Annotated in this window: 18 protein-coding genes; 14 read left to right on the top strand and 4 right to left on the bottom strand. The window is 27.6% G+C overall.

Features of this window, described 5'->3' with window-relative positions; genetic code table 11:
- The first annotated feature begins 64 nt into the window (after positions 1 to 64).
- Positions 65 to 736, top strand: a complete 672-nt coding sequence (locus tag BN2920_RS12700; protein ID WP_058295375.1) for a response regulator transcription factor — start codon at positions 65 to 67, stop codon at positions 734 to 736.
- Positions 733 to 1,752, top strand: a complete 1,020-nt coding sequence (locus BN2920_RS12695; RefSeq protein ID WP_058295374.1) for a sensor histidine kinase — start codon at positions 733 to 735, stop codon at positions 1,750 to 1,752. The genes BN2920_RS12700 and BN2920_RS12695 overlap by 4 nt, the downstream gene beginning before the upstream one ends.
- A gap of 437 nt (positions 1,753 to 2,189) precedes the next feature.
- Here the strand turns inward: BN2920_RS12695 and BN2920_RS12690 are convergent, their stop codons facing one another.
- Together BN2920_RS12690 and BN2920_RS21770 are read right to left on the bottom strand one after the other, a co-directional pair.
- Positions 2,190 to 4,073 (bottom strand): APC family permease, encoded by a 1,884-nt coding sequence (locus BN2920_RS12690; RefSeq protein ID WP_058295373.1) that lies wholly within the window; start codon positions 4,071 to 4,073, stop codon positions 2,190 to 2,192.
- A gap of 386 nt (positions 4,074 to 4,459) precedes the next feature.
- On the bottom strand, positions 4,460 to 4,630 hold the full coding sequence (locus tag BN2920_RS21770) for a hypothetical protein (RefSeq protein ID WP_172437805.1): 171 nt from the start codon (positions 4,628 to 4,630) through the stop codon (positions 4,460 to 4,462).
- Positions 4,631 to 5,238: 608 nt separating this feature from the next.
- Here BN2920_RS21770 and BN2920_RS12685 point away from each other — a divergent pair.
- The 6 genes from BN2920_RS12685 to BN2920_RS12660 all read left to right on the top strand — a co-directional run bounded on the left by BN2920_RS12685 (position 5,239) and on the right by BN2920_RS12660 (position 13,412).
- The gene (locus BN2920_RS12685) at positions 5,239 to 5,937 is read left to right on the top strand and encodes a FadR/GntR family transcriptional regulator (RefSeq protein ID WP_058295372.1); all 699 of its coding nucleotides are present in this window, start codon (positions 5,239 to 5,241) and stop codon (positions 5,935 to 5,937) included.
- A 242-nt stretch (positions 5,938 to 6,179) separates the two neighbouring features.
- A complete protein-coding gene (locus BN2920_RS12680; protein WP_058295371.1) occupies positions 6,180 to 7,706 on the top strand; it encodes an L-lactate permease in 1,527 nt (508 codons plus the stop codon).
- A gap of 24 nt (positions 7,707 to 7,730) precedes the next feature.
- Entirely contained in the window at positions 7,731 to 8,519 is a 789-nt protein-coding gene (locus BN2920_RS12675) for an electron transfer flavoprotein subunit beta/FixA family protein (protein WP_058295370.1), read from the top strand.
- A 28-nt stretch (positions 8,520 to 8,547) separates the two neighbouring features.
- Positions 8,548 to 9,738, top strand: coding sequence for an electron transfer flavoprotein subunit alpha (locus BN2920_RS12670; RefSeq protein WP_058295369.1), 1,191 nt, complete (start codon positions 8,548 to 8,550; stop codon positions 9,736 to 9,738).
- Positions 9,739 to 9,740: 2 nt separating this feature from the next.
- Complete coding sequence (locus tag BN2920_RS12665) at positions 9,741 to 11,144, top strand: FAD-binding oxidoreductase (RefSeq protein WP_058295368.1); 1,404 nt, start codon at positions 9,741 to 9,743, stop codon at positions 11,142 to 11,144.
- A 330-nt stretch (positions 11,145 to 11,474) separates the two neighbouring features.
- A complete protein-coding gene (locus BN2920_RS12660; protein WP_058295367.1) occupies positions 11,475 to 13,412 on the top strand; it encodes a [FeFe] hydrogenase, group A in 1,938 nt (645 codons plus the stop codon).
- Between the two features lie 163 nt (positions 13,413 to 13,575).
- Here the strand turns inward: BN2920_RS12660 and BN2920_RS12655 are convergent, their stop codons facing one another.
- Positions 13,576 to 14,283 (bottom strand): lysophospholipid acyltransferase family protein, encoded by a 708-nt coding sequence (locus BN2920_RS12655; RefSeq protein ID WP_058295366.1) that lies wholly within the window; start codon positions 14,281 to 14,283, stop codon positions 13,576 to 13,578.
- A 182-nt stretch (positions 14,284 to 14,465) separates the two neighbouring features.
- On the opposite strand from BN2920_RS12655, the gene BN2920_RS12650 reads away from it, so the two are divergent.
- Positions 14,466 to 15,104, top strand: a complete 639-nt coding sequence (locus tag BN2920_RS12650) for a hypothetical protein (protein ID WP_125149721.1) — start codon at positions 14,466 to 14,468, stop codon at positions 15,102 to 15,104.
- Between the two features lie 228 nt (positions 15,105 to 15,332).
- Positions 15,333 to 16,430: a ribose-phosphate pyrophosphokinase gene (locus BN2920_RS12645; protein WP_058295364.1), complete on the top strand. Its 1,098-nt coding sequence runs from the start codon at positions 15,333 to 15,335 to the stop codon at positions 16,428 to 16,430.
- Positions 16,431 to 17,136: 706 nt separating this feature from the next.
- On the opposite strand, the gene BN2920_RS12640 is transcribed toward BN2920_RS12645, so the two are convergent.
- A complete protein-coding gene (locus BN2920_RS12640) occupies positions 17,137 to 18,165 on the bottom strand; it encodes a 3-deoxy-7-phosphoheptulonate synthase (protein ID WP_058295363.1) in 1,029 nt (342 codons plus the stop codon).
- Positions 18,166 to 18,360: 195 nt separating this feature from the next.
- On the opposite strand from BN2920_RS12640, the gene BN2920_RS12635 reads away from it, so the two are divergent.
- The 4 genes from BN2920_RS12635 to BN2920_RS12620 are packed head-to-tail and all read left to right on the top strand — an operon-like array spanning position 18,361 to position 25,098.
- On the top strand, positions 18,361 to 20,841 hold the full coding sequence (locus BN2920_RS12635; protein WP_058295362.1) for a dynamin family protein: 2,481 nt from the start codon (positions 18,361 to 18,363) through the stop codon (positions 20,839 to 20,841).
- A 14-nt stretch (positions 20,842 to 20,855) separates the two neighbouring features.
- On the top strand, positions 20,856 to 21,476 hold the full coding sequence (locus tag BN2920_RS12630; RefSeq protein WP_058295361.1) for a coiled-coil domain-containing protein: 621 nt from the start codon (positions 20,856 to 20,858) through the stop codon (positions 21,474 to 21,476).
- 35 nt (positions 21,477 to 21,511) lie between these two features.
- On the top strand, positions 21,512 to 23,278 hold the full coding sequence (locus tag BN2920_RS12625) for a dynamin family protein (RefSeq protein ID WP_058295360.1): 1,767 nt from the start codon (positions 21,512 to 21,514) through the stop codon (positions 23,276 to 23,278).
- Between the two features lie 26 nt (positions 23,279 to 23,304).
- Entirely contained in the window at positions 23,305 to 25,098 is a 1,794-nt protein-coding gene (locus tag BN2920_RS12620) for a dynamin family protein (protein WP_058295359.1), read from the top strand.
- Positions 25,099 to 25,332 lie beyond the last annotated feature (234 nt).

Here is a 25,332-nt window from a genome sequence, read left to right as displayed (position 1 = left end):
AATATGTATATGCGAAAATATTACTATAAGAGTATGTTAATAAAAAATAATAGGTGGAGTATTTATGAAAAAAATAGTAATAGTAGAAGATGATGAAATAATTAGAGACGAACTTAATAGCTTTTTAAGTAAATATAATTATGAAGTAGTAGCTCCAATAGATTTTGAAAATATTGTAGAAGATATTTTGAAAGAAAAAGCTGACTTAATATTATTAGACATAAACTTGCCATTTTATGATGGATATTATATATGTAGGGAAATACGAAAAAAATCTGAAATTCCAATAATAATTGTAACGAGTAGAGATAGTGAGATGGATGAATTAATGAGCATGAATTTAGGAGCTGATGATTTTGTAACTAAACCATATAACACTGCGATACTTTTAGCAAGAATTGCAGCTCTCCTTAAAAGAGCAAGTGGGAGTACAGCTTCTAGTACTATTTTAAAATACAAGGATTTCGAGCTTAATTTATCAAATGCATCTATTACATATAAGGATAAAGAATTGGAACTTACTAAAAATGAAGTTAAAATTCTATCATGTTTAATAGAAAGTAAAGGGGCTATTGTTTCTAGAGATTCACTTATAGAATACTTATGGAAATCTGATTACTTTGTAGATGATAGTACATTAACAGTGAATATAACACGATTACGTAGAAAACTAGAGGGGATAGGCATAGAAAATGCCATAGAAACAAGAAGAGGATTAGGATATATAATGCCATGAAAATAATAGATTTCTTTAAAGATAAAGGTTTGTTTTTAGCTGTTAATTTAATTGTTTTTATTATAGCTTTAGGAATTATGATATTTGCTAAGGTCAGTTTAGTGATAATTTTTTTAGTGGCGTTTATATGGTTTGTGCCTTTACTTACTTATATGATTTTAGATTACATTAAATATAAGAAATATTTTAGTACGATAGAAAGCCTTTTAGATAGATTAGATAAAAAATATTTATTACCAGAAGTAATTGAAGAAGCAAATTTTCTAATTGGAGAAAATATAAATAATATTTTAAAGATAATAGGCAGAGATATGCATGAAAATGTAAAATACTATAAAAATATGCAGAAAGAATACAGAGAATATATTGAAACTTGGGTTCATGAAATAAAGACTCCAATAGCATCTACAAGACTTCTTATAGAAAATAATAATAATGAAGTTACTAAAAAAATAGATATGCAGATAGATAAAATTGAAAACTTTGTAGAGCAGGTATTATATTACTCAAGAAGTGATGAAGCATCAAAAGACTATATAATTAAAGAAGTTAATCTTAATCATATAGTAAAAAAAGTTATAAAAAGAAACTATAGAGATTTTATAAGTAAAAAGATAATTTTGCAGTTAGAAGAAATAAATGAAATTGTTTATTGTGATGTAAAATGGGTTGAGTTTATTTTAAATCAAATCATTGGAAATTCAATAAAATACATACAAGGAAGACAGGGGAAAATTAAAATCACTTCACAGAAGCTTGCTAATTCTGTGGTACTAAAAGTAGAAGATAATGGAGTGGGAATAGTAAAAAGAGATATAAATAGAGTATTTGAAAAAGGCTTCACAGGAGAAAATGGAAGAAAATTTGGAAAGAGCACTGGAATGGGATTATATTTGTGCAGAAAACTTTGTTTAAGACTGGGTATGCAAATAAATATTAGTTCTAAAGTAAATGAAGGAACTAAGGTGAGTTTGATATTTCCATTATCAAGTGTAACAAATGTAGTAAATCAATGAAAATCACAATTAGAGAATCCTAATAATTTTTACAGAAATGTGCAATAAAATTATTGACAAAACTAATATAAGGATGTACTATATAGTTGAGAATAGTTTTCAACTAAATTAAAGATTTAAAAATTAATGTTTTTTAACTATATAATATTCTCAAGAACAAAAAGCTTCTTTGTTCCCACACAGACAAAGAAGTTAGGAGGGTTACTCAAACGATAACCTTGCAAGCAAATTTTTCATTTTAAATCATATTGGCAGCTTAGATATATACTGGGTTGTTAAAAAGTGGGTCTTATTGTATGGAATTCGGTATTCCATACAATAAGATTTTTTTTTCTAAGAATATTATTAAGGTTTCTTATGAAAATTTTTAGAGAAGAGTAAGAAAAAAAGTTAAGCTTTTATATCTAAAAGCTTAACTTTTTTTCTTAAATTATATTTTAACTATATTTACGATCTGGATTATCTAAACTTACTTTGCTAAGATTATAGTGGAAAGGTAATATAACTGTTGAAACATTTTTGTGCTTGCTTAAATGCTTTTCTAGGAAGTAAGTTGTTTGATTATGAAGTATAGTATCATACCAATGAGCAGTAACAAACTTAACTGAAATAACAGATATATTTTCTCCTGATTTTAGTTCACTTTCTCGTTTCCATAAATAGTCATCTAAAGGCTTTATTATATCTCTATACGGTGTTTCTATAATAACTAATTTTATAGGAATATTGAATTTTTCCCATTGTTTTCTAAGCTGCTTAGCATGTTCAGGATGACGACATACATGAAGAGCAATTATATCGTTTGAAATAGAATTAGCATAATTTAGAGACTTTAAAAATGGTTTATTAATATCATGTACAAGAATTATACATTGAGTGGATGAAGCCTTTTTTTCTTCTCTATAATATGGATTAAACTCATCAAGTCTAAGCTGCTTTGCAACAAAGGAATAATGTTTATGAATAAAATACATTATAAACATTAAAATTGGCATTGCAATTGCAAGAATCCAAGCACCATGACTGAACTTTGTTAGAAATACAATAATTGAAACCACTAATGTAACTAAAGCACCAAATCCATTTATAAGAGATTTATATCTCCATCCTTTTTCTTTAATAACACGCCATTTTTTAAACATACCATATTGCGCTAAAGTGAATGATACAAATACTCCTACTGAATAAAGAGGAATTAATCTATGAGTCTCACTTTTAAAAGCAATTATAAGCAAAGAGGAAACAATGCATATAAATAATATACCATTAGAAAAACTAAGTTTTGTTCCTCTTGAAGAAAATTGTCTTGGAACGTATCCATCATGCGCAAGTATATATAGCAATTGAGGTAGTCCATTATATGCTGTATTTGCAGCTAAAATCAATATTATTGATGTAAAGATTTGTATTATATAATACATAAAGCCATGCCCAAAAACAGCACTTGCCATTTGTGATAAGACAGTATGTCCATCTGATGGCGCAACGTGAAGATTTATAGCTAAAATTGAAGTACCACCAAAGATGAATATTATTATTCCTCCAAGCATGTATAAAATAAGCTTGGCATTTTTTTGTGCAGGATTTTCGAAGCTTGGAATTGAATTACTTACTGCTTCAATACCAGTCATAGCAGAACATCCTGAAGAAAACGCTCTTAATAATAATATCATACCAATTCCTTTGACAGTTTCAGCAGGAATTACTGGTGTTGAATAACTTACAGGCTGAAGAGTTCCAGTGAATAGTTTAAAGCATCCAACAATAATTAATGAGAGCATAGAAAAAATAAATATATATGTAGGAAGTCCAAAAATGTTTGAGGCTTCACGTATTCCTCTTAAATTTATAAGTGTAATAAAAATTACACAAACTAAAGAAACAACCACTTTATAATCTTGTAATGCTGGAAAAGCGGAAGATAAAGCAGCAGTTGAAGATGAAATACTAACAGCAACAGTCATTATATAATCTACAATTAATGCAGATGCCACAACTAATGAAGCTATCTTGCCTAAGTTTTCTTTAGCAACAGCATAAGCACCACCACCATTTGGATAGTGATCGATTATTTGGGAATAAGACAACACTAAAATTAATAAAAGCAGTAAAATTGAAATGGTAATATACGGTATAAATTTAAATGCTAATATACCTGCAATAGGAATTAGAACTAATAATATCTCTTCAATTGCATATGCAACAGAAGAGACAGCATCGCTTGCCATAATAGGCAGACCCCAAAGTTTTGATAACTTTTGGTGTGAAATTTCATTGTTTTTTAACGGTTTTCCTAAAAGTAATTTTTTTATCGTATTCATAATATAATTCAGCTTTCTATTTATATAATAATATTTGTCACGCTAATTATAGGAGGGCATGAAATAAATGTCAATGAAACTTTAACTAATATATATGTTAAATTTATGTTAAAAAATATGGTATGAGTTACTCTATCAAATGGTGCCTGTAACATTCCTAGAATTGTCAACTAAAGGGGGGATATAAAAGGAAAAAATAAAAATAGTTAATAATTTACAACGAGCTTTACAGCATATTATACATCTAACACGTTATGAAATTTTATTAAATATGAATATTAAGGTGAATAATAATTTTATAAATGAGCAATAAAATACCCTATATAATGGAATTTATATCTTGTCCACTATATAGGGTGTATCTTATTTATGTGAAGTTTTATATATTATTTTTCTTCTTCTTTTTTATCTTTTTTATCTAATCCACATGATACCCATGGGTAATCAGGATTGCTAGGATCACATTCCTTTGTAGGATCAACATTTTTTTCTGCTTCATATGTCACTTCAACTTTTTCTTCACATTTACATTTACAATCTTTTTCTTTTTCACTCATATATATTACCTCCATATATTGAAATATTTTCATTTATTATAATCATTATAACTGCTTATCACAGAAAAATCAATACTGAAAAAGAAAATCAATAGTAAAAGATAGTCATCGATATTTAGCATTGTTTATACTCAATGCAGTATTTATGGGGACTTAGAGCTACATAATTTATTACTAAACTTTTCCTATAAATATACTCTTTATACAGTAAATGCACTAGAAATTATTTATATATTTTTTAGTTAAACATATGCCAAAGTTAATTAAAAAGTCATCATAAAGCAATAAATTTTGAGATGAAGTACTAAAAAGTATAGATTTAATAAAAGAATATATAATCGTAATATATCATATGATACAATAGTTTATATATGATATTTTCTATGAAATGTAATTTATTTCCAGGGAAATCATTATGGATTATGATACCTTTTAAATGGAAGGTGTGGGTAATTCTGAAGATAAAATAGGGGCTATAGTATGGAAATTTAATAAATTCCATTATTTAAAACAAATAAAGTTAATAAGTATTATAATCTAAAGAAATAATTGTATTAATGTTATAATAAAGGTGTTAAACTACATAGAAAAAATGGAGGCTAGTAAATATGTCAACTCCTATAAGGAATCCAAAAGCATATGATCAGGTTATAGAGGTAATTAAAGACAAAATAAAAAAAGGAAAAATAAAAAAAGGGGATAAGCTTCCTTCTGAAAGAGAAATGGCAGAATCTTTGGGCTTATCACGGGCATCTGTTAGAGAAGCGCTTAGAGCTTTAGAAGTTATAGGTTTAATTGAAAGTATACAGGGAGCAGGTAATTACATAAGAACAAACTTTGATAATTCATTAATAGAACCATTATCACTTATGTTTATGCTTCAGGAGAGTTCAGTTAAAGAAATGTACGATTTAAGAGAAACACTAGAACTTCAATGTGTTAAGTTATCAGCAAGGTATATAGAAGAAAATGAATTAGGACTTTTAACAGCTATATTAAATAGGATGTATCTTGCAAAAACTGAAGAGGAAAGTCTTGAGTTAGATATAGAGTTTCACTATTTAATAGCTAAAACATCAAGAAATATGTTATTAATAAATGTTCTTGAAGTATTATCACAGCTTATGGACGAATTTATACGAAAATCTAGAATGCAAATTTTGCATGAAGGAAATACCAGAGAAAATTTATTAGAAATACATGAAAATTTGCTTAGAGCACTTAAATGCAGAGAAGAAGCAAAAGCAAGTCAGGCGATGAAAGAGCATTTTGATTTAATCAGAAAAGCATATGGATATGAAGAATAGTATATTGTGATAATTTAAACAATCAATTTAGAAAATAAGCCAATAATTAATTTTTATTTATTGACTTATTTTTTTATTCGCCTAATTATATAAAGTTACAGTAATTTAATAAATTAACAAAAATAAAATTTTTAGTTAAAAAAATAACAATCGTTTACAACCATAAGATTACAAATTATAATTAAATTGTGAATTGGTCATACCAATTAGTAACTGGTATGATGTATTAAAAAAGTGGAGGGATAAAGGTGAATTTATTATTCTTTGTTGCTTGTATTCCTATTATCTGGCTTATTATATCTCTTGGGAAAATTAAAATTCCAGGGCATAAAGCCTGTCCTATCGCATTTTTGATAACGTTTCTAATTGCTATTTTTATTTGGAAAATGGACGTGCTCGATGCTGTTACAGCTAGCTTTGAAGGTGTTTTCTTAGCACTATGGCCCATAGTTCTTGTAATTATTGCAGCAGTATTTACTTATAACTTATCAATTCACTCAGGAAGCATGGAAATCATAAAAAAGACAATGGTAAATATCACCAAAGATAAAAGGATTCTGGTTTTAATACTAGCTTGGGGGTTTGGAGGATTTTTAGAGTCAGTAGCAGGTTTTGGAACAGCAGTAGCAATTCCAGCAGCTATACTAGCAGCTTTAGAATTTGATCCAGTATTTGCAGCTATAATTTGTTTAATTGCAAATACTACACCAACAGCATTTGGAGCTATAGGATTACCAATAATAACTTTATCTCAAGTAACTGGTTTAGACATACATCAATTATCCTATATAACAACAATTCAACTCAGCTTAATGATAGTAATAATTCCATTTATATTAGTTGCTATAACTGGAAAAAGCATAAAAGCTATTAAAGGTGTATTTGGAATAACACTTGCATCTGGAATAGCCTTTGCAGTACCACAAATATTAGTCGCAAAATTTATAGGAGCAGAACTTCCAGCATTGGCAGGGTCTATTACTTCTATGCTTGTAACAATACTTTTAGCAAAAAAGTTTTATAACAAAGAAACAAATGAGAAAAAAGAAGAAAAGGTATCAGTAAAAGAGCAGATTAGAGCATGGATTCCATTTATATTAGTATTCTTGTTTGTAATAGTATGCTCACCTTTATTTCCAGCTATATATAATCCTCTTTCAAAAATAAAAACATCTATACTTATTTATACGGGCATTGGAGCAAAGCCATATACATTTTCATGGTTAGTAACCCCAGGAGTATTAATAATATTAGCTACATTTGTTGGAGGTTTATTACAAGGTTGTAGATTTAAAGAGATACTACTTATATTATTTAGCACAGTTAAACAGATGACAAAATCTGCAATAACAATAGTATCTATTGTAGCTTTAGCTAAAGTTATGGGCTATAGCGGAATGATAAAATCTATAGCAGACGTTTTGGTTATAATTACAGGAAGATTTTATCCTTTATTTTCACCGATAATAGGAGCATTAGGAACATTTATAACAGGAAGTGATACATCTGCAAACGTTTTGTTTGGTCAGTTGCAGGTACAAGCAGCTAATTCTATTGGTGCTAATCCTTATTGGATAGCAGGAGGAAATGTTTTAGGTGCTACTGCTGGAAAGATGATTTCACCACAAAGTATTGCAGTTGCAACAGCAGCAACTAATCTTATAGGCAGCGAAGGAAAAATACTAAATTCAGCCTTAAAAGTATGCTTACTATATATTGTATTAGCAGGAATAATAGTTTTTTTCTGCGGATCAATTTTTGTATTATAAATTAAATTTTAGGAGGAAATAGTTATGAATATTTTAGTTTGCATTAAACAAGTACCAGGAACTTCAAAAGTTGAAGTAGATCCTGGTACAGGAGTATTAAAAAGAGATGGAGTTGATTCAAAAATGAATCCATATGATTTATATGCTTTAGAAACTGCATTAAGGATAAAAGAAAGCAAAGGTGGAACAGTAAAAGTACTAAGTATGGGGCCATCTCAAGCTTTAAGCATAATAAAAGAAGCATTTACTATGGGAGCGGATGAAGGAACATTGCTTTCAGATAGGAAATTTGGAGGAGCAGATGTATTAGCTACTTCTTATACAATTGCACAAGGCGTAAAAGAGATGGGGGACATAGATATTATAGTTTGTGGTAAGCAGACAACAGATGGTGATACAGCGCAAGTAGGAGCAGAAATGGCAGAATGGCTTAATATACCACATGTAACGAATGTAAAAAGGATTGTTGAGCTAAAGGATAAATCTGTAACAGTTGAAATGGACATGCCTGAGAGCATTGAAACAGTAAATATTGCATATCCTTGCCTTATAACAGTAGAAAAAGGAATATTCGAACCAAGATTGCCTTCTTATAAAAAGAAATTAGAAACTAAAGATAAAGAAATAAAAATATTAAGCTTAAATGATTTTAAAGATAAAAATGAAAAGAATTATGGATTAAACGGATCTCCAACGCAAGTAGAGCGAATATTCCCACCAGAGGTAAACGATCAGAGAGAACTATGGACAGGTAACTCTTCTGAATTAAGTGAAAAAATAGAATGTAAATTGAAAGAATTGAAGTTTATATAACACTAGAATTAAAAAGGAGTGAAATTTTATGGCAAAGTTAGTGGTAAATCAAGATAAGATTGGAAATATTGAGGAGTTAGTAAAAATATGTCCCTTTGGTGCATTAGAAAACCATAATGGTGTTCTTGAAATAAGCGGGGCATGCAAAATGTGCAGATTATGTGTTAAAAAGGGACCTAAAGGTGCAGTTGAGTATGTAGAAGAAGAAGTAAAGCAGATAGATAAAAGTCTTTGGAGCGGTATAGGAATATATGTAGATCATGTAGATGGAGAAATACATCCAGTAACCTATGAATTAATAGGAAAGGCAAGAGAACTTGCAGAAAAGGTAAGAGAGCAAGTGTATGCAGTATTTATTGGAAGTAATATATATGATAAAGCTGAAGAATTATTACATTATGGAGTGGATAAAGTATTTGTTTATGATGAAGAAGAACTAAAATATTTTAGAATAGAACCATATACAGCAGCCTTTTCAGACTTTATAAATAATATTAAGCCAGCAGCAATATTAGTAGGAGCAACAACTATAGGACGATCATTAGCTCCTAGAATTGCAGCTAGATTTAAAACAGGCCTTACAGCTGATTGTACAATATTAGATATGAAGGAAAATACAGATTTAGTGCAAATAAGACCAGCTTTTGGTGGAAATATAATGGCACAAATAGTAACACCAAATTCAAGACCTCAGTTAGCCACTGTAAGATATAAAGTTATGACAGCACCAGAAAGATCAGAAGGGGTAAAAGGTGAAATAATTAAATGTGAAATAAAGAAAGAAAATCTTAAATCTAAAATCACAGCATTAGATGTTAAGAAAAAGAATAAAGATGTTGGTATAAGTGATGCTGAAATAATAGTAGCAGCAGGCAGAGGAGTTAAGTCTGAAAAAGATATAGATTTATTAAAAGAGCTTTCTGAACTTTTAGGTGGAGAATTCGCGTGTACAAGACCATTAATAGAAGCAGGATGGGTAGATGCAAAAAGACAAATAGGTTTAAGTGGAAGAACTGTAAGACCTAGGCTTATAATAGCATGTGGAATATCAGGAGCAGTTCAATTTACAGCAGGAATGAACAATTCAGATTATATATTTGCAATAAATACTGATGATAAAGCTCCTATCTTTAAAGTGGCAAACTATGGAATTGTAGGAGACTTATATAAAATAATACCTGATCTAATAGAAAAAATTAAATTAGCTAAGGAGGCATAAAAATGAGTTATAAGGAAGTAGAATTAAAAGATTATGAATATGTTTTATCTGTAATAGAAAATGATAAAGAAAGAGTCTTTTTTAAAGATGATGTAAATGAAGATTATAGCCATGATGAATTAGGTGGAATAAAGAAAATGCCTGATATAGTTGTGCAGGTACTATCAACAGAAGAAGTATCAAAAATTATGAAATACGCATATGAAAATAATATTCCAGTAACACCAAGAGGTTCAGGAACAGGTCTTGTTGGTGCTGCAGTACCTCTTGAAGGTGGAATAGTAATAGACCTTAGTAAAATGAATAAAATATTAGAACTTGATGAAGAAAACTTAACATTAACATTAGAACCTGGAGTGTTGCTTATGGAAATAAGCAAGTATGTAGAAGAACATGAGTTGTTTTATCCACCAGATCCAGGAGAAAAATCAGCAACAATTGGTGGAAATATAAATACAAATGCTGGTGGAATGAGAGCAGTAAAATATGGTGTAACTAGAGACTATATAAGAGGATTAGAAGTAGTACTTCCAAATGGAGAAGTTGTAAATTTAGGTGGCAAGGTTGTTAAAAATAGTTCTGGATATTCATTAAAAGATTTAATAATTGGATCAGAGGGTACACTTGGAATAGTAACTAAAGCAATTTTAAGATTATTACCTTTGCCTAAAAAGGCTGTAAGCCTTCTTATTCCATTTAATACTCTCGAGGATGCAATAGAAACTGTACCTAAAATAATAAAATCAAAATCAATTCCTACAGCAATAGAGTTCATGCAAAGAGAAGCAATACTTGCAGCAGAAGAATTTTTAGGAAAAAGTTTTCCGGATAAATCTTCAGATGCATATTTACTTCTAACTTTTGATGGAAATTCAACAGAAGAAATAGAAAAAAATTATGAAAATGTAGCAAATATATGTTTAGAAGCAGGCGCATTAGATGTACTTATCTCAGATACAGAAGAAAGACAAGAATCAATATGGTCAGCAAGAGGCTGCTTTTTAGAAGCAATTAAAGCATTGACTACAGAGATGGATGAGGTTGATGTTGTAGTTCCAAGAAATCTGATAGGTAAATTTGTAACTTTTACTCATGAACTTGAGAAGGAAAAGAATATAAGGATAAAGAGTTTTGGTCATGCTGGAGATGGAAATCTTCATATATATATATTAAGAGACGATTTAGATGAAGAAAATTGGAATAAAAAATTAACTGAAATAATGCAGATAATGTATGATAAAGCTAAAGAATTACAAGGACAAGTTTCTGGTGAACATGGTATAGGTTTTGCTAAAAAAGGATATTTAAAGCAGTCATTGCCAAATGAATGTATAGGTATAATGCGGGGAATAAAATATTCTTTTGATCCTAAAAATATATTGAATCCTGGAAAAGTTTGTGAATAAAATTAAATATTAATATCATCATATTTTATCCATTGTGCATACTAAAAATATGAATAGCATAAAGATAAATGTGATGATACTGATAAATATATAAATGATGTAATAAAAAGTTAAAAAAGTTATATAAATGATTTTTTATATAATAAGAATAAATATTTTATATTTTCAAACGAAAATAATATATCAATAATTTGAAAAAAGGTTAATTTTTTATAACATATTCTAATGTTAAGTATGAAAAACATTTAATGGAATATACTATATGGATATGGCAGTAAGGACATAACAAAGAGTAATAAATAAAATAAAATTTTAGGAGTGTTAATATTTATGGAAGATAAAAAAACAGCTTTAATACAAAGTTCATTAGGTTCAGTATTTTCTGTTTTTAGTGAAGAATTATTAAAAGAAATTTCATCCGATAAAAATAGGAGCATAGCTATATGCGGAAAAATTAATAATCCAGGAATAATAGAAATTCCAGAAAAAGCAACTCTTAGAGAAGTAATTGATCTTTGTGGAGGAATCATAAATAAAAGTGATTTTAAAGCGGCTCATATTGGAATGCCATTTGGAGGTTTCTTAACAGAAGATAGTTTAGATAAAGAATTAGATTTTGAATTATTTGATAAAAATGTAAGTAGAACTATTATTATTTTATCAGAAGAAGATTGTATAATTCAATACGGAAAATTTTACATAGAATACTTACTAGGGAGAATTAAAGATAAAACTTATAAAGGCTATGAAACCGTTAAAGATGAAATAACAAAAATGCTTAAAGTCTTAGATAGAATAAGTAAAGGTGTATCTAATATGCGTGATGTTTATCTATTGAGAACTCTTGCAGAAACTGTAAAAGTTAAAATGAATCAAAAACATAACATAATGGAAGAAATCATAAGTAATTTCTATGAAGAAATAGAAGAGCATATAGAAGAAAACAAGTGTTATACTTCTCAATGTAATCATCTTATAAAGCTAACAATTACCCGTAGGTGTATTGGGTGTGGAAGCTGCAAAAGAGTGTGCCCAGTTGATTGTATAGATGGAGAGTTAAGAAAGCAACATAATATAGATTATAATAGATGTACTCATTGCGGAGCATGTATATCAGTATGTCCTGTTGATGCTATAACAGCAGGGGATAATACACTTATGTTTCTTAGGGATTTGGCTACTCCAAATAAGATGGTGATCACTCAAATGGCACCTGCTATAAGAGTTGCAATTGGTGAAGCTTTTGGATTTGAGCCAGGAGAAAATATAGAAAAGAAACTAGCAGCAGGTCTTAGAAAAATTGGAGTAGACTATGTTTTTGATACAACTTGGGGCGCAGATTTAACAATAATGGAAGAAGCAGCAGAACTCCAAGAAAGACTTGAAAAATATCTTGCAGGCGATAAAAATGTTAAGCTTCCAATTCTTACTTCATGTTGTCCGTCATGGATTAAGTTCATAGAGCAAAATTATCCAGATATGCTTGAAGTACCATCAACTGCAAAATCACCAATGCAGATGTTTGCAACTGTAGCAAAAGAGATTTGGGCAAAAGAAAAAGGACTTTCAAGAAAAGAAGTAACGTCTGTTGCAATTATGCCATGTATTGCTAAAAAGTATGAAGCATCAAGACCAGAATTTTCAATGGATATGAATTACGATGTTGACTATGTAATAACAACAAGAGAGCTTATAAAAATATTTCAGGATTCAAAGATAAATCTAAAAGAACTTGAAGATGAAGAAATAGATAATGTAATGGGTGAATATACTGGCGCTGGAATAATCTTTGGAAGAACAGGTGGAGTTATAGAAGCAGCAGTAAGGACTGCATGTGAAAATATAACTAAAAAGAAAATGGATAAATTAGAGTTTGAAGCACTTAGAGGATGGGATGGCTTTAGAGTATGTGAAGTTAAAATTGATAATATAAATTTGAGAATAGGAGTTGCACATGGTCTTAAAGAAGCAGGGAAAATGTTAGATAAAATAAGATCAGGTGAAGAATTTTTCCATGCAATTGAAATAATGGCGTGCATAGGTGGATGTGTTGGTGGCGGAGGCCAGCCTAAAATAAGAAAAAATAAAGAACAAATTTTAAAGGAAAGAGCAGAAGGCCTAAATAATATAGATAGGTCGAAAGCTATTAGAAGATCAAATGAAAATCCAGAAGTTCTTGCTATTTATGAAAAATATCTAGATCATCCATTAAGTCATAAAGCTCATGAACTTCTTCATACTGATTATTTTCCACGTATAAAGAAATAATATATAATTAAAAGGAGCTAGAATATAAAAATAAAATGGAACCTATAAAAATAGCCTTTTTTTACGTGTTTATTTCATAGGTTCCATTTTAAAATATAGTCTAGCTTATTTTATTAGTTTTTTTAGGTGTACAAATTTATACTTATGAAAAAAGCAGTTTTTTTTATTTTAAATTAGATATTATTATATTTCTAATTGTTTCAGATAAGTTCTTTTCCTCTTCCTTAGTTAAATTTGATGTATAAATAGGCTTATCATAGACAACTTTGATTTTATTTGAAATGAAGCTTCTGTTATCTTCAAAGCATCGAGAAGCTCTATCTATACTTACAGGAACTATAGGACAATTTGATTTTGTTGCAAATTTTAAGCTGCCTCTTTTAAATTCTCCAACTAAGCCATCTTTGCTTCTTGTGCCTTCAGGAAATAAACCTATTGAGTATCCCTTTTTGGTATTTTCAACACATTCGTTTATGCTTTTTATAGCTTCTCTTGGATTTTCACGATCTAGTGCAATTCCACCGCTTCTTTTAAGCCAGTATCCTATTATAGGTACATTTAGAATTTCTTTTTTTGCAATAAATCCAACCTTCTTATTAGAAGTATATAAGATTAATGGTATGTCTAATATACTTGAATGATTTCCAATAAATATGCATGGTTCATTAGGTATATTTTCTTCTCCAGATAAATCTATATCAATTCCAATTGTTTTTATTGTAAATTCACTCCATAAAAACGCTGCCTTTTTCACATACTCTGATGCTGTTTCCATGCCTTTGAATTTCTTTAGTAATGCATATTTTATTCCTTTCAATTGAAAGAATATCATATATACTCCATATTTAATATATTTTATAATTTTTAACATAGTTAATTCCTCCATGTAATATATTATCACATTTAGTCTATAAAAAAAGAATTATTAAAAATTATTTTTAATTTTTCTTACAATAAGTATGCAAGTTATATTTGTTTTGCATTATTATGGTAAAGATAGTAATATAGTATATATAAATTAATATTAATATATTTATTTTCTAAGGGGGAGCAATGATGACAATTTTAGAAATTTTAACTGGAAAGCGAGTTAATAATAAAGTTTTAAATCCAGCACTAGAAGTAATAAAAGACAGTTATGGTGATATAAGACATGATAACTATGAAATTGTTGTAGATAATGAAGGGGATTTACAAGTCAAAATTCCTAGCTTAGTCAAAAAAGATGAGTATGAGTATAAAAAAATAACTGAATATGAATATCAAAAAGTAATGTGTATGAAAATTTCTGAATTATATAATGGAAAAAATCAAGAATATATAGCAAAGAAATTTTATGACATTTATGGAGACAAGCTTGAATTATTATATAAGGATGTTAATTCAATTGAAGAATTAAAACAAAAAGTAAAAAGTACTAAAAAGAATATAGATTATTTAACTTATATATCCATAGGAGCAATTGTACTACAAGGAATTATGCTTATAATATTTAATAATATTTCTAGTTTGGCCAAAATTATTATTGGAATTGGAATCATATTATTATTTTCATTTTCAATATTTCAGCAGTTTACAGAGGATAAACGAGTAAAGACATTAATTGATGGATATGTTAATGTTTTAAAAACAGACTGGTATAAAAGCGAAATGTTAAAACAATATGTATTTCTATGTAATATCATGGAGTAAATTAATTATAAAAGAATTTCTGTATTAATATCCTTCTAATATATTCTATAATAATAATTAATCACTTATTGTAGAATATAAAGTAGTATAAGAAAACATTTTCATCATATAATAAATATAAAATTTACATTTTTATATTTATTAATAATAATTTTTAGTATATACTGATAATGTTAAAGCATATACAAATTAAAATATTGTGTTAATATAACTAAAGGGGAGGCACCAATGACTGAATTAAATCATGAACTTGGAATAATAGCTCTTGAAAGTTGCAGAGAACTAGGAAAGGCTATTGATAATTACATACAAAAGATGAGAGGTACTAGTGAATCTTTTTTAATACCATTAAATGAAATCAGATTCTCTAATGGTGAGGGTAAAGTAAAAATCTCTGAAACGGTTAGAGGCAAAGATATGTATATATTATGTGATGTTGGAAACTACAGCTGCACATATAAAATGTTTGGAATTGAAAATCATAAAGGCCCAGATGAACATTTCCAAGATATAAAAAGAACTGTTGCTGCAATTAGAGGAAAAGCAGCAAGAATTACAGTAATAATGCCACTTTTATATGAATCAAGACAACACAGAAGAAAAGGAAGAGAATCTTTAGACTGTGCCCTTGCACTTCAAGAGCTTGAAAGATTAGGTGTTGATGAAATAATCACATTTGATGTTCATGACCCTAATATCCAAAATGCAATTCCTTTACTATCATTTGAAAATATATATCCTACATATGATATTGTAAAAGCATTAGTACATAATGAAAAAAGTTTAGAATTAGATAAGGAAAAATTACTTGTAATCAGCCCAGATACTGGAGCTATGGATAGAGCAATTTATTATTCAAGTGCTTTAAGTGTTGATGTAGGATTATTTTATAAGAGAAGAGATCATTCAACAATAGTTAATGGTAAAAACCCTATAGTTCAACATGAGTATATGGGAAGAGATGTAAGTGGAAAAGATGTATTAATTGTTGACGATATGATAGCATCTGGAGAATCAGTTTTAGATATAGCAAAAGAATTAAAGAAGAGAAATGTAAGAAATGTATATGTAGCAGCTACATTTGCATTCTTTACAGAAGGTCTTGAAAAGTTTAATAAAGCACATGAAGATGGACTTATAACTAGAATATATTCAACTAATTTAACATATGTGCCAGAAACACTAAAAAATGCACCATGGTTCTATAGTGCAGATTTATCTGAGCTTTGTTCAAGAATAATAAATAGATTAAATCATGGAAGATCTATTTCTAAATATATGGATGCTACTAGAATAATTCATGACATGTTAAATGGAGAAATTTAATAAGAAGTTGGCTTACAGTTATGTAAGCCAACTTTTTTTGCTTTATTTATATAAAAACCAATCAAATTTTAATGAAAAGTTTTGTTACGTGTTGTACACTGAATATCATATATATCTCTAAAGTAGCAACTATCTTTATAAGGATGATAGACCTCTTCTTGATCAGAATCATTCATTAAAAGGTTAGGGATAGAGTGCAAGAATTTACTAAAAATATTCAACTTTTTTGAATTAGTGTTCATAACAGAATTATTAATAGTTTTCATAAAGATCACTCCAATCAATATTGTTTATACTTATAATATAATATCTTTTTTAGTATTTTTCATCCTGATTAAAATTAACAATTAATAATAAAACAGATAAAATATTCATATAATGCATGTAATTTTTGTATACGTTAACACTATTGTATTTTAATAGTGTACGTATTAAAAATGTAATAAAAAATATATGATTTTAAAAATAATTATATTGCAATTTATCAATTATTAATTACATGAAATTACCAACATTTAATTAAAACATTAAGCGGGTTTTAAGAACTTATATTAATTGGAAATATAAATAACTAATATCAAATTAATAAATATTAAAATATATGTCACAATGATAAATTTATTAATAAATATAAAGAAATTAAAAATAAAACACTGCTAAAGAATAAAAAAATAATTCTTTAGCAGTGTAAATTTATATAACCAAATTAAACTCTTTCAGCCATATAATAAAGTAATCTTTCTGTAGCATCCCATCCAAGACATGGATCAGTTATAGATTTTCCATAAATATGTTCATCTATTTTTTGGCATCCTTCTTCAATGTAGCTTTCAATCATAACACCCTTAACTAATTGCTTTAGTTCTGGATTATATTCTCTGCTGTGAAGTATTTCTTGAATTATACGAGTTTGTTCTGCAAACTGCTTATTTGAATTTGAATGATTTGCATCAACAATAACAGCTGGATTAGGAAAATCATGTTGTTTATACATTTCTAAAACACGCATTAAATCTTCATAGTGATAATTTGGAATGTTTATACCACGCTTATTAACAGAACCACGCATTATTGCATGGGCATAAGGATTACCACTTGTTTTTACTTCATTACTTCTATATAAAAAATCATGTTTACAATGTGCAGCGGTTATTGAGTTAAACATAACTGATAGATCTCCACTGGTTGGGTTTTTCATACCAACTGGAACATCAACACCACTCGCAGTAAGTCTATGTTGTTGATTTTCGACACTTCTTGCTCCAACTGCAACATAAGTTAATAAATCGTCACAATAAGGATGATTGGATGGATATAGCATCTCATCAGCAGGAGTAAGATGTGTTTCTTTAATTGCACGTATAAACATCTTTCTTATAGAAATTAATCCCTCAAGCATATTAGGTGATTTTTCAGGATCAGGTTGATGAAGCATACCCTTATATCCTTCCCCAGTTGTTCTAGGTTTGTTTGTGTAGATTCTAGGAACAATAAAAAGCTTGTCCTTAACCTTTTCATTAACTTTTGCTAATCTGTTAACATAATCGCATACAGAATCTTCATCATCAGCAGAACAAGGCCCTATAATAACAACTAATTTATTGCTTTTACCACTGAAAATTTCTTTGATTTCTTTATCTCTTTCTGCTTTAACCTTTTTTAAATGCTCATCAAGAGGTGTCATTGAAATTATTTCCTCTGGTGATGGTATTGTTCTTATACTAGTAAAACTCATTTTTAATCCCCCAATTAAATTATTAGTCTAAAAATAATATACAGTTAATGTAAAAGATAGTCAAGAAATTAATGATAAAGAATATGTTAATATAAATTTAAGATTTTTGTAGTTAAATTTAAGAAAATTAAATTGGTTTATACAATAAAAGTGTGATAAGATAGCCATAGATAAGTAAACTTTTTGGAGAAAAAAATGGATAAACAAAGAAATATATTAAATATAATAAAAGAAATAAGAAATGTCCTAGAGAAAGACGAATACAGAAAAAATAGATATGAAAATGATATTGAGTGGTTTAAAAATAGAGAAAAAATTGCAGATGGAAATATTATAAGAATTGCCATTATAGGGGTTACGAGCAGCGGCAAATCCACTCTTGTAAATAGCATTTTAGGTGAAAAAATATTACCTATAGCAATTAAGCCAAGTTCCAGTATTATTATAACATGTTCTAAAGGTCATGAACGTGAAGGAATTGTATATTTTAGAGATAAAGAACCATTAAGTTTAAAAGGTGAAGATTTAAATGAGGATATTATAAAGAAATATGCAGATGAAAGTTCAAATGCAAATAATAAGTATAATGTAACTCAAATAGACATTAAAAGTCCAAAGTTTCTTTTAGATGATAATATTCAAATAATAGATAGTCCAGGATTAGATGCATGTGATTTAGAGATGCATGAAAAACTGACTCTTGAAATACTTCTTCCAACAATTGATATATGTGTGTTTTTAACAACAGTTAAAGCAAGCAGTGATAATGTAAACAAAGAAAAAATAATAACTGTGTTTGAAAAAGATAAAGAAATAATAATGGTCCAAAATATGATAGATTCTATAGAACCAAAGCTCGGGAAAAATGGAATTATTGAAGAAGATAATGAAGTTATATTAGAAAAGCATAGAAAAAGAGCAGAAAATATTTTACATGTAGCTACCAGTGGAAAGAATAGCAGTGTAATTCAAATATCAGCTCTAAATGCTTTTAAAGGAATAGTAAATAATAATAAAGAACTATTTGATATATCTAATATACAAGATTTTATAGATGCTGTAAAAGAGTGTGTAAGAAAGGTTACACCTAAAATTAATAATGAGAGAATTCTAAGTTTAAAGCAGAAAATAAATTTTATAATAGATATGGATGAGGAAATCATAAAAGATACATCACAGTTTTATGATGTGGAACCTAAAGAAATTGATGAACTGGTTTATAAATTTCAAGAAGGACGTCAAAAGATAAATGAAAAAATAAAAGAAATTGATAATATTACAATTAGAACAATTGAAAATATAAAAAAGGAAGATTCAAAAGAAGTTAGTAATTATTTAGAGATAATATGGCAGATCAATAAGGAAAATTTTCAAATAGAAAAAGATATATTAGATATTGTTAGAAACTGTGAAGTAGATAGACAAAGAGTTTACAGAAAATTGAACTTAGATATAAGATATAGTTATACACTGCCAAGTCATGCAAGTGAAAGTTTAGATATTAATGATATTACTATGAAGCATGAGGAAAAAGTAAGATTAATAAAGAAAGATGGAGCATTTAATAAAGGGAAAAGACTTGTTTCTAATATTTTAAAAATACGTTGGGGATATGATGAAGAAGAATATGGTGAAGAAATAATTGACAAGGATGCTACAATAGCAAAAGTTTGTAATGTATGTGATAAGAATAAAGATAAATATATTGATATTCTTTATGACTGGAGCTCACAATACACAGATTCATTAAATAAGATTTATGCTGTTTTAAAAGAAAACAGTGAAAATTATGATAAAAAGAGAAATGCAGATATTGATATATATAACATTAAGCAGGTTTATGATGAACTTATAGACTTAAGAGATGATTTAGACTACATAACTAAAGATTTAAATATTGATGATAATTTATTAAAAACCAAGAAAGCACTTAGAAACCTTGTAAATACTCATATTTCTATGCAGTCATTTAATATTTTTAAGTATGCAAATAGCATAGTTGAGAAAAACTATTTAATCGTTGGTAATTATATAAGAAAGAACATACAAGAAGAAGTGATATGGTTTTATGATATAAATACATGTGTAGAATTTTTATATAGAATAAAAAAGATTATTTTAGATGATGAAAAAATAAAAATATTGATTACAAAAGGCATATTAAAAATAGAAAATGTACTTTGTGTTTATGAAAATTGTGTTGATAAAGATGAGCTTTTAACGAGGCTTGAAGGTATAAGCGGAATTAACTATAATATGTATCTTATGATAAATGGAATACAGATCGGGAGTTCAGATAAACAGATATGTACAAGTATATTTTTAAGGCAGTTTGTTTTCAAAAATAGGGTTAGAATAAATTTTGTTATAGATTCTACAAGAGAATTTATTAACGCAGGTATAATAAAAGAACTTTTATATGATATGAATAATTTAAAAATTAAAATATTAAAATTATTTAATTTTTATGAAGAAGGGTATTTGCTTATAAATTCTAAAAATCCTATATACAATCTAACATTAATAGAATGTCAGGAATGTGATAAGTTCATTTTAAGTGCTTATAAGGAAGTAAAAGAAAGATTATTTGGAAACTTTTTAGCACATGGATTAGAAGAAAAGCAGATAATAGAGGAAATTTTAATGCATTTTCTTAAAGATGAAAAGGCAGACTAAAAAGGAGAACAGTTATGGAAAACAAAAGTATTTCAATTCAATGTGATGAAGTTACAAAAAATATAATGGAAGAGCTTCAGGATGAAATGGTAACCTCACTTACAAAGGTTTCAAAAGATGTAAGTGGAGAAATACTAGAAAAGTTAAAACCAATAGAAAAAAGAATTAATGATCTTAGGGAAGATATAAGTGATGAGAATGAAGAAGCATTAGAAAAGCTTGATGATTTAAATAAAAGTATAAATAAAATGACATCTTCCATTGAAAATGTATTAGAAGAGTGTTTAAATAATGTTATGACAAAAGAAGATAACATTTTAAACAATAAATTAAAAGAATTATCTAAAGAAAATGAGTCTATTAAGGGAAAATTAGAAGAAAATAATAAATACATAATGAATTTAAATACTAGAATAGATGATTTAGAAAAAATAATTCAAAGCAATTTTTTTGATCACAAAATGTTATTTATAGAAAAACTTAATAAAATAAGTGAACAAATCGATGAAAAGAATATGCTGATTCAAATTGTAAATAAACTTGAAGGCGAACACAGTGAAAAATTATCTAATCTTCAAGAAGAAGTAGAATATCTTAATCAATCATTCTTTTCAAAGATTTTTAAGAAAAAATAAAGATTGGTTTTGTAAACTTAATTTGGAGGGATACTATGACATACATGGAATTACTTAATGATGATAGATTTAATTATTTAATAGATAAATATTTCAATCATGAGGGTCAGGGAGAAGAATATAAAGAGTATTTTAAGCATTTTATTGAAAATCTAGACAAAAATGAATTGATAATGCCAGTTTTAGGTGTACAGGGGGCTGGAAAAAGCAGCTTTTTAAATGCGATTTTAATGGATGATAATGTTCTCCCCACTGATGTTGACGAAACAACTTGTGTTCCAGTAGAAGTTAAGTTTGGTGAAAATACTGATGAAGCTATTATATATTTTCATGATAAGCCAAAAGAAAAGATAAATATAAAGGAACTAGAAAAGTATGTTCATAATGATTATAATGAAGCAAATAAACTTAACGTTAGTAAAATAATCATTTTTAATGACAGTGAAATACTAAAACAGGGATTAGTCCTTGTTGATTTACCTGGTGTTGGAAGTTTAACTCCAGAGAATCAAAAGACAACATTAGATTATGTAAATAGACTTGCTTTTGCAATTTTTGTAATTAGAACTAACCCTCCAATAACTAAGACTGAAAAAAACTTTATAAATGCATTATGGCCTAAACTTTCAAATACAATTTTTGTTCAAAATAAGTGGAATGATGAAACAAAAGAAGATGCAGAAGATGCAAAGGAACATAATGAAAGTGTAATACAAGGAATCAGTTTATCGCATAATGAAGATAAAGAAATTCATGTAAATGTTGTAAATGTATATGAGGCTCTTAAGAGCAAGCTGACCTATAATGATGAAGAATATAGGAATTCAGGAATAACAAATGTAATAGATGAAATTAGAAAAGTCGCTATAGATTATAATAAAACTTTAGAAGGCAATTTGAATATAAAAATACAAGACTGCTTTGAAAATATAGAAAGAAAGATACAAACATATAAAACTGTATCTTTAAACGAAACTAAGGAAAATGAATTTGATAAAGAAAAAAGAATAGAAGGAATTAAAGACATCATAAGTGAGAATAAAAGGAACTTTAAAAAAATAAGAAATGATGCAGATTACAGTCTAGATCAGCTTATAGAAAATGCTAATTTATTAATAGATGAAAAAATAGCAACATTGACTAGAGATTTAAAGAGAATTATAAACAAAGGAATAGTTGATGGAGAAAAACTTGGAATGATTTATAAAGAATTATCAGATAAAGCAATAAATGAAATCATGGATGAAGTTTTAAACAGTACAAGTAGGATAATAAAGGATATTAATGATAAGCTTGGAGATATTACAATTAGAGGCTTTAATGGAACGTATGAAAATATATCTTTTTTTAATAAAGAAAGTGAAATTAAGTATGAAAAATCACTTCCATCACTTCTTGGATTATCTGGAGGATTAATAGGAACAATAACTGCAGCATCTGCACTTGGTGGCCCAATTGGAATTTTAGCTGGTATGGGTATTGGAATTATGTTTTCTATTTTAGGAGATTATATGAGACAAAAAATAGTAAAGACAAGAGCTGATTTTACTATGAAAGATATGAATCCTATGATAGAAGACTTAAAAAATTATCTAAAAGAAGAAATCTTAGATGATTTAAGGGCAAAGCAGATAGAAATAGATGATTCAATAAAAGATTTTAGAAAATCCTTAGAAAAGAACTTTAAAGATGATATTATTATAATAGAGAAACAATATGAAGGAACATATACAAAAGAGCATATAGAGAAATTTGAAGATGATTTAAAATTATTATATGAGCTTAGAGAAAGCTTCAAATAAGTTTAAGTTTAAAAGGAGACGAGAATATGAATATATTTGAAGAGTGCATAAACAGACAAAAAAGAATAGATAGAGTAGTAAGAGAACTTGGAGTCGATAGCATAATAAATAAAAATATATTAATAAAAGAAAGAGTCGTAAATCCAAGTCATTATGTGGTTATGCTTGGGGAAACAAGTTCAGGGAAAAGTACACTTATAAATAGTCTTTTTGAAAATAAAGTGCTTATTGAAAGCGTTAAGCCAACAACAAGTGTAATAACAGAAGTGGCTATATCTAATAGTTGCGAAGAGATGTGCTTTTTAATAAATAAGGATAGTACATATAGAATAATTGAAAAAGAAGAATTTGATAAGCTTGTGGTAAATCCTCCAGAAAATCTACATAGATTAAGATATATTGGAGAATGTAAAAATGAAAAATACGATAATTTAAGATTATTTGATACTCCAGGTTATGGATCACTTGAAAGCTATCATGAAGAAGTTCTTAAAGAATTTATTCCAGAAAGTGATTTCATAGTATATGTAGTATCTTATAAAGTTGGATTTGGTGATTATGATTATCAATTTTTAAAATATGTTGCAGAAGCAATTGATAAGGATGTAGAAATAGTTTTAGCAGTTAATATGTGTCCTTCTGGAGTTAACGAAGAAAATAAAAGAATAAAAGAAATAAAAAGTAATTTTGAAAAATGTACAAATAGAGAGCCAAACACATTTTTAATAGAAAGCAGCACTGATAAAATACCAGATGCTACTAAGCTTTATGATTATATATATGAAAGAATAAACTCAGAAGATAAAAAAGAAGAATTGGCTAAAACTTTAAAAAGCTATCAAGATTTTATATTAAATGAATGTAATATAAAAATTAACTCTAAAATTGCAAATATAGAAGCAAAAAGAGGAGATATTAAAGAAATAGCAAATATCTATAGTACTTTATTGGATAAAAAGAGTGGAATAATTGAAAATATTGAAAGAGGATATACAAAGATAAAATTAAATACAGTAAAATATATTGATAAATCAGCTTTAAATGTAAAAGAAGAAATAAGCAAAATAATATATGATGAAAGCAAGTGGTCAAAGAAAGAAGAAACATTAAATCTAATGGAACATTATTATGTGCCAAAGTTTACTAATGAACAAACAGATGATTTAATAAATTATACTGAAGATGAGATAATTTCTTTAGAGAGAAAAATAGATGAGGTTTTAGAGGCTTCTTTAAATAACTTAAAGGAAAGAGTGAGAATAAATATTCCTTCATACAGTGAAGTTATGGTAAATGTTATAGATCAGCATTTAGGCGATGAAATAAAAAAGATGACAGGAGAACTTTTAAGACAATCTGAGCATTCAGAAGAACAGGCAAAAAACAGCACATATAAGAACCTTAAAAGATTAAAAGTAAATAATGAAAGCATAAAAACAGATCATAATAGGAAACAATTTTTTAAGGTAATAAGAGCTACTTCAATAAAGGCGATCACAGAATATCTAGCAGTGTTCACAGAGTCAATTTTTTCTTTATTCCAATCAATTAATTGGCAAAAGTCAGTTGAAGATATGGCAGTAAATGCAGTAGATAGATGGGCTAATGATTTAGAGTATGCAGTTAAAAAATACTTGGATGTATTAAGAGATAAAAAGAAATCACAAATAGTAGCCCTTTATAATGAATTAAGTCACGAATTTAAAAATGACGGAAATGAACTTGAAAATATAAATTCAGAAGAACTTTTAAGACTTAAAAATGAAATAGACTTTTTATTAAATAAATGTTTATTAATTACTTTAAATAAGAAAAATTAATGCTTATATTAAACCATATTCATAACTAAAGGCTTAAGTGATATTCAAAAATATCACTTAAGCCTTTATATTTTTCAAAATTATTAAATTTAGTTAAGTTTACATACAGTTAAGTTTTTTATAATATTAAAAAGACTTAATTTATTTTTTGATTGAAGATTAATAAATATTTAATAATTACGAAAAAAATTTGACATAAACTTGTCTTATAATAGAATAGACTAATATATGATT

This window comes from Clostridium neonatale (assembly GCF_001458595.1).
In the GTDB taxonomy this organism is placed as follows: Bacteria; Bacillota; Clostridia; order Clostridiales; family Clostridiaceae; genus Clostridium; species Clostridium neonatale.
Note: the sequence above shows the minus strand (reverse complement) of the source record. Positions and strands in the feature narration are given on the sequence as shown.

Coding starts and splice junctions, on each gene's coding strand:
- BN2920_RS12670 (WP_058295369.1), top strand. CDS start 8,548: ATGGCAAAGTTAGTGGTAAATCAAGATAAGATTGGAAATATTGAGGAG.
- BN2920_RS12700 (WP_058295375.1), top strand. CDS start 65: ATGAAAAAAATAGTAATAGTAGAAGATGATGAAATAATTAGAGACGAA.
- BN2920_RS12685 (WP_058295372.1), top strand. CDS start 5,239: ATGTCAACTCCTATAAGGAATCCAAAAGCATATGATCAGGTTATAGAG.
- BN2920_RS12655 (WP_058295366.1), bottom strand. CDS start 14,283: ATGTTAAAAATTATAAAATATATTAAATATGGAGTATATATGATATTC.
- BN2920_RS12675 (WP_058295370.1), top strand. CDS start 7,731: ATGAATATTTTAGTTTGCATTAAACAAGTACCAGGAACTTCAAAAGTT.
- BN2920_RS12660 (WP_058295367.1), top strand. CDS start 11,475: ATGGAAGATAAAAAAACAGCTTTAATACAAAGTTCATTAGGTTCAGTA.
- BN2920_RS12665 (WP_058295368.1), top strand. CDS start 9,741: ATGAGTTATAAGGAAGTAGAATTAAAAGATTATGAATATGTTTTATCT.
- BN2920_RS21770 (WP_172437805.1), bottom strand. CDS start 4,630: ATGAGTGAAAAAGAAAAAGATTGTAAATGTAAATGTGAAGAAAAAGTT.
- BN2920_RS12650 (WP_125149721.1), top strand. CDS start 14,466: ATGATGACAATTTTAGAAATTTTAACTGGAAAGCGAGTTAATAATAAA.
- BN2920_RS12625 (WP_058295360.1), top strand. CDS start 21,512: ATGACATACATGGAATTACTTAATGATGATAGATTTAATTATTTAATA.
- BN2920_RS12640 (WP_058295363.1), bottom strand. CDS start 18,165: ATGAGTTTTACTAGTATAAGAACAATACCATCACCAGAGGAAATAATT.
- BN2920_RS12690 (WP_058295373.1), bottom strand. CDS start 4,073: ATGAATACGATAAAAAAATTACTTTTAGGAAAACCGTTAAAAAACAAT.
- BN2920_RS12645 (WP_058295364.1), top strand. CDS start 15,333: ATGACTGAATTAAATCATGAACTTGGAATAATAGCTCTTGAAAGTTGC.
- BN2920_RS12635 (WP_058295362.1), top strand. CDS start 18,361: ATGGATAAACAAAGAAATATATTAAATATAATAAAAGAAATAAGAAAT.
- BN2920_RS12630 (WP_058295361.1), top strand. CDS start 20,856: ATGGAAAACAAAAGTATTTCAATTCAATGTGATGAAGTTACAAAAAAT.
- BN2920_RS12695 (WP_058295374.1), top strand. CDS start 733: ATGAAAATAATAGATTTCTTTAAAGATAAAGGTTTGTTTTTAGCTGTT.
- BN2920_RS12620 (WP_058295359.1), top strand. CDS start 23,305: ATGAATATATTTGAAGAGTGCATAAACAGACAAAAAAGAATAGATAGA.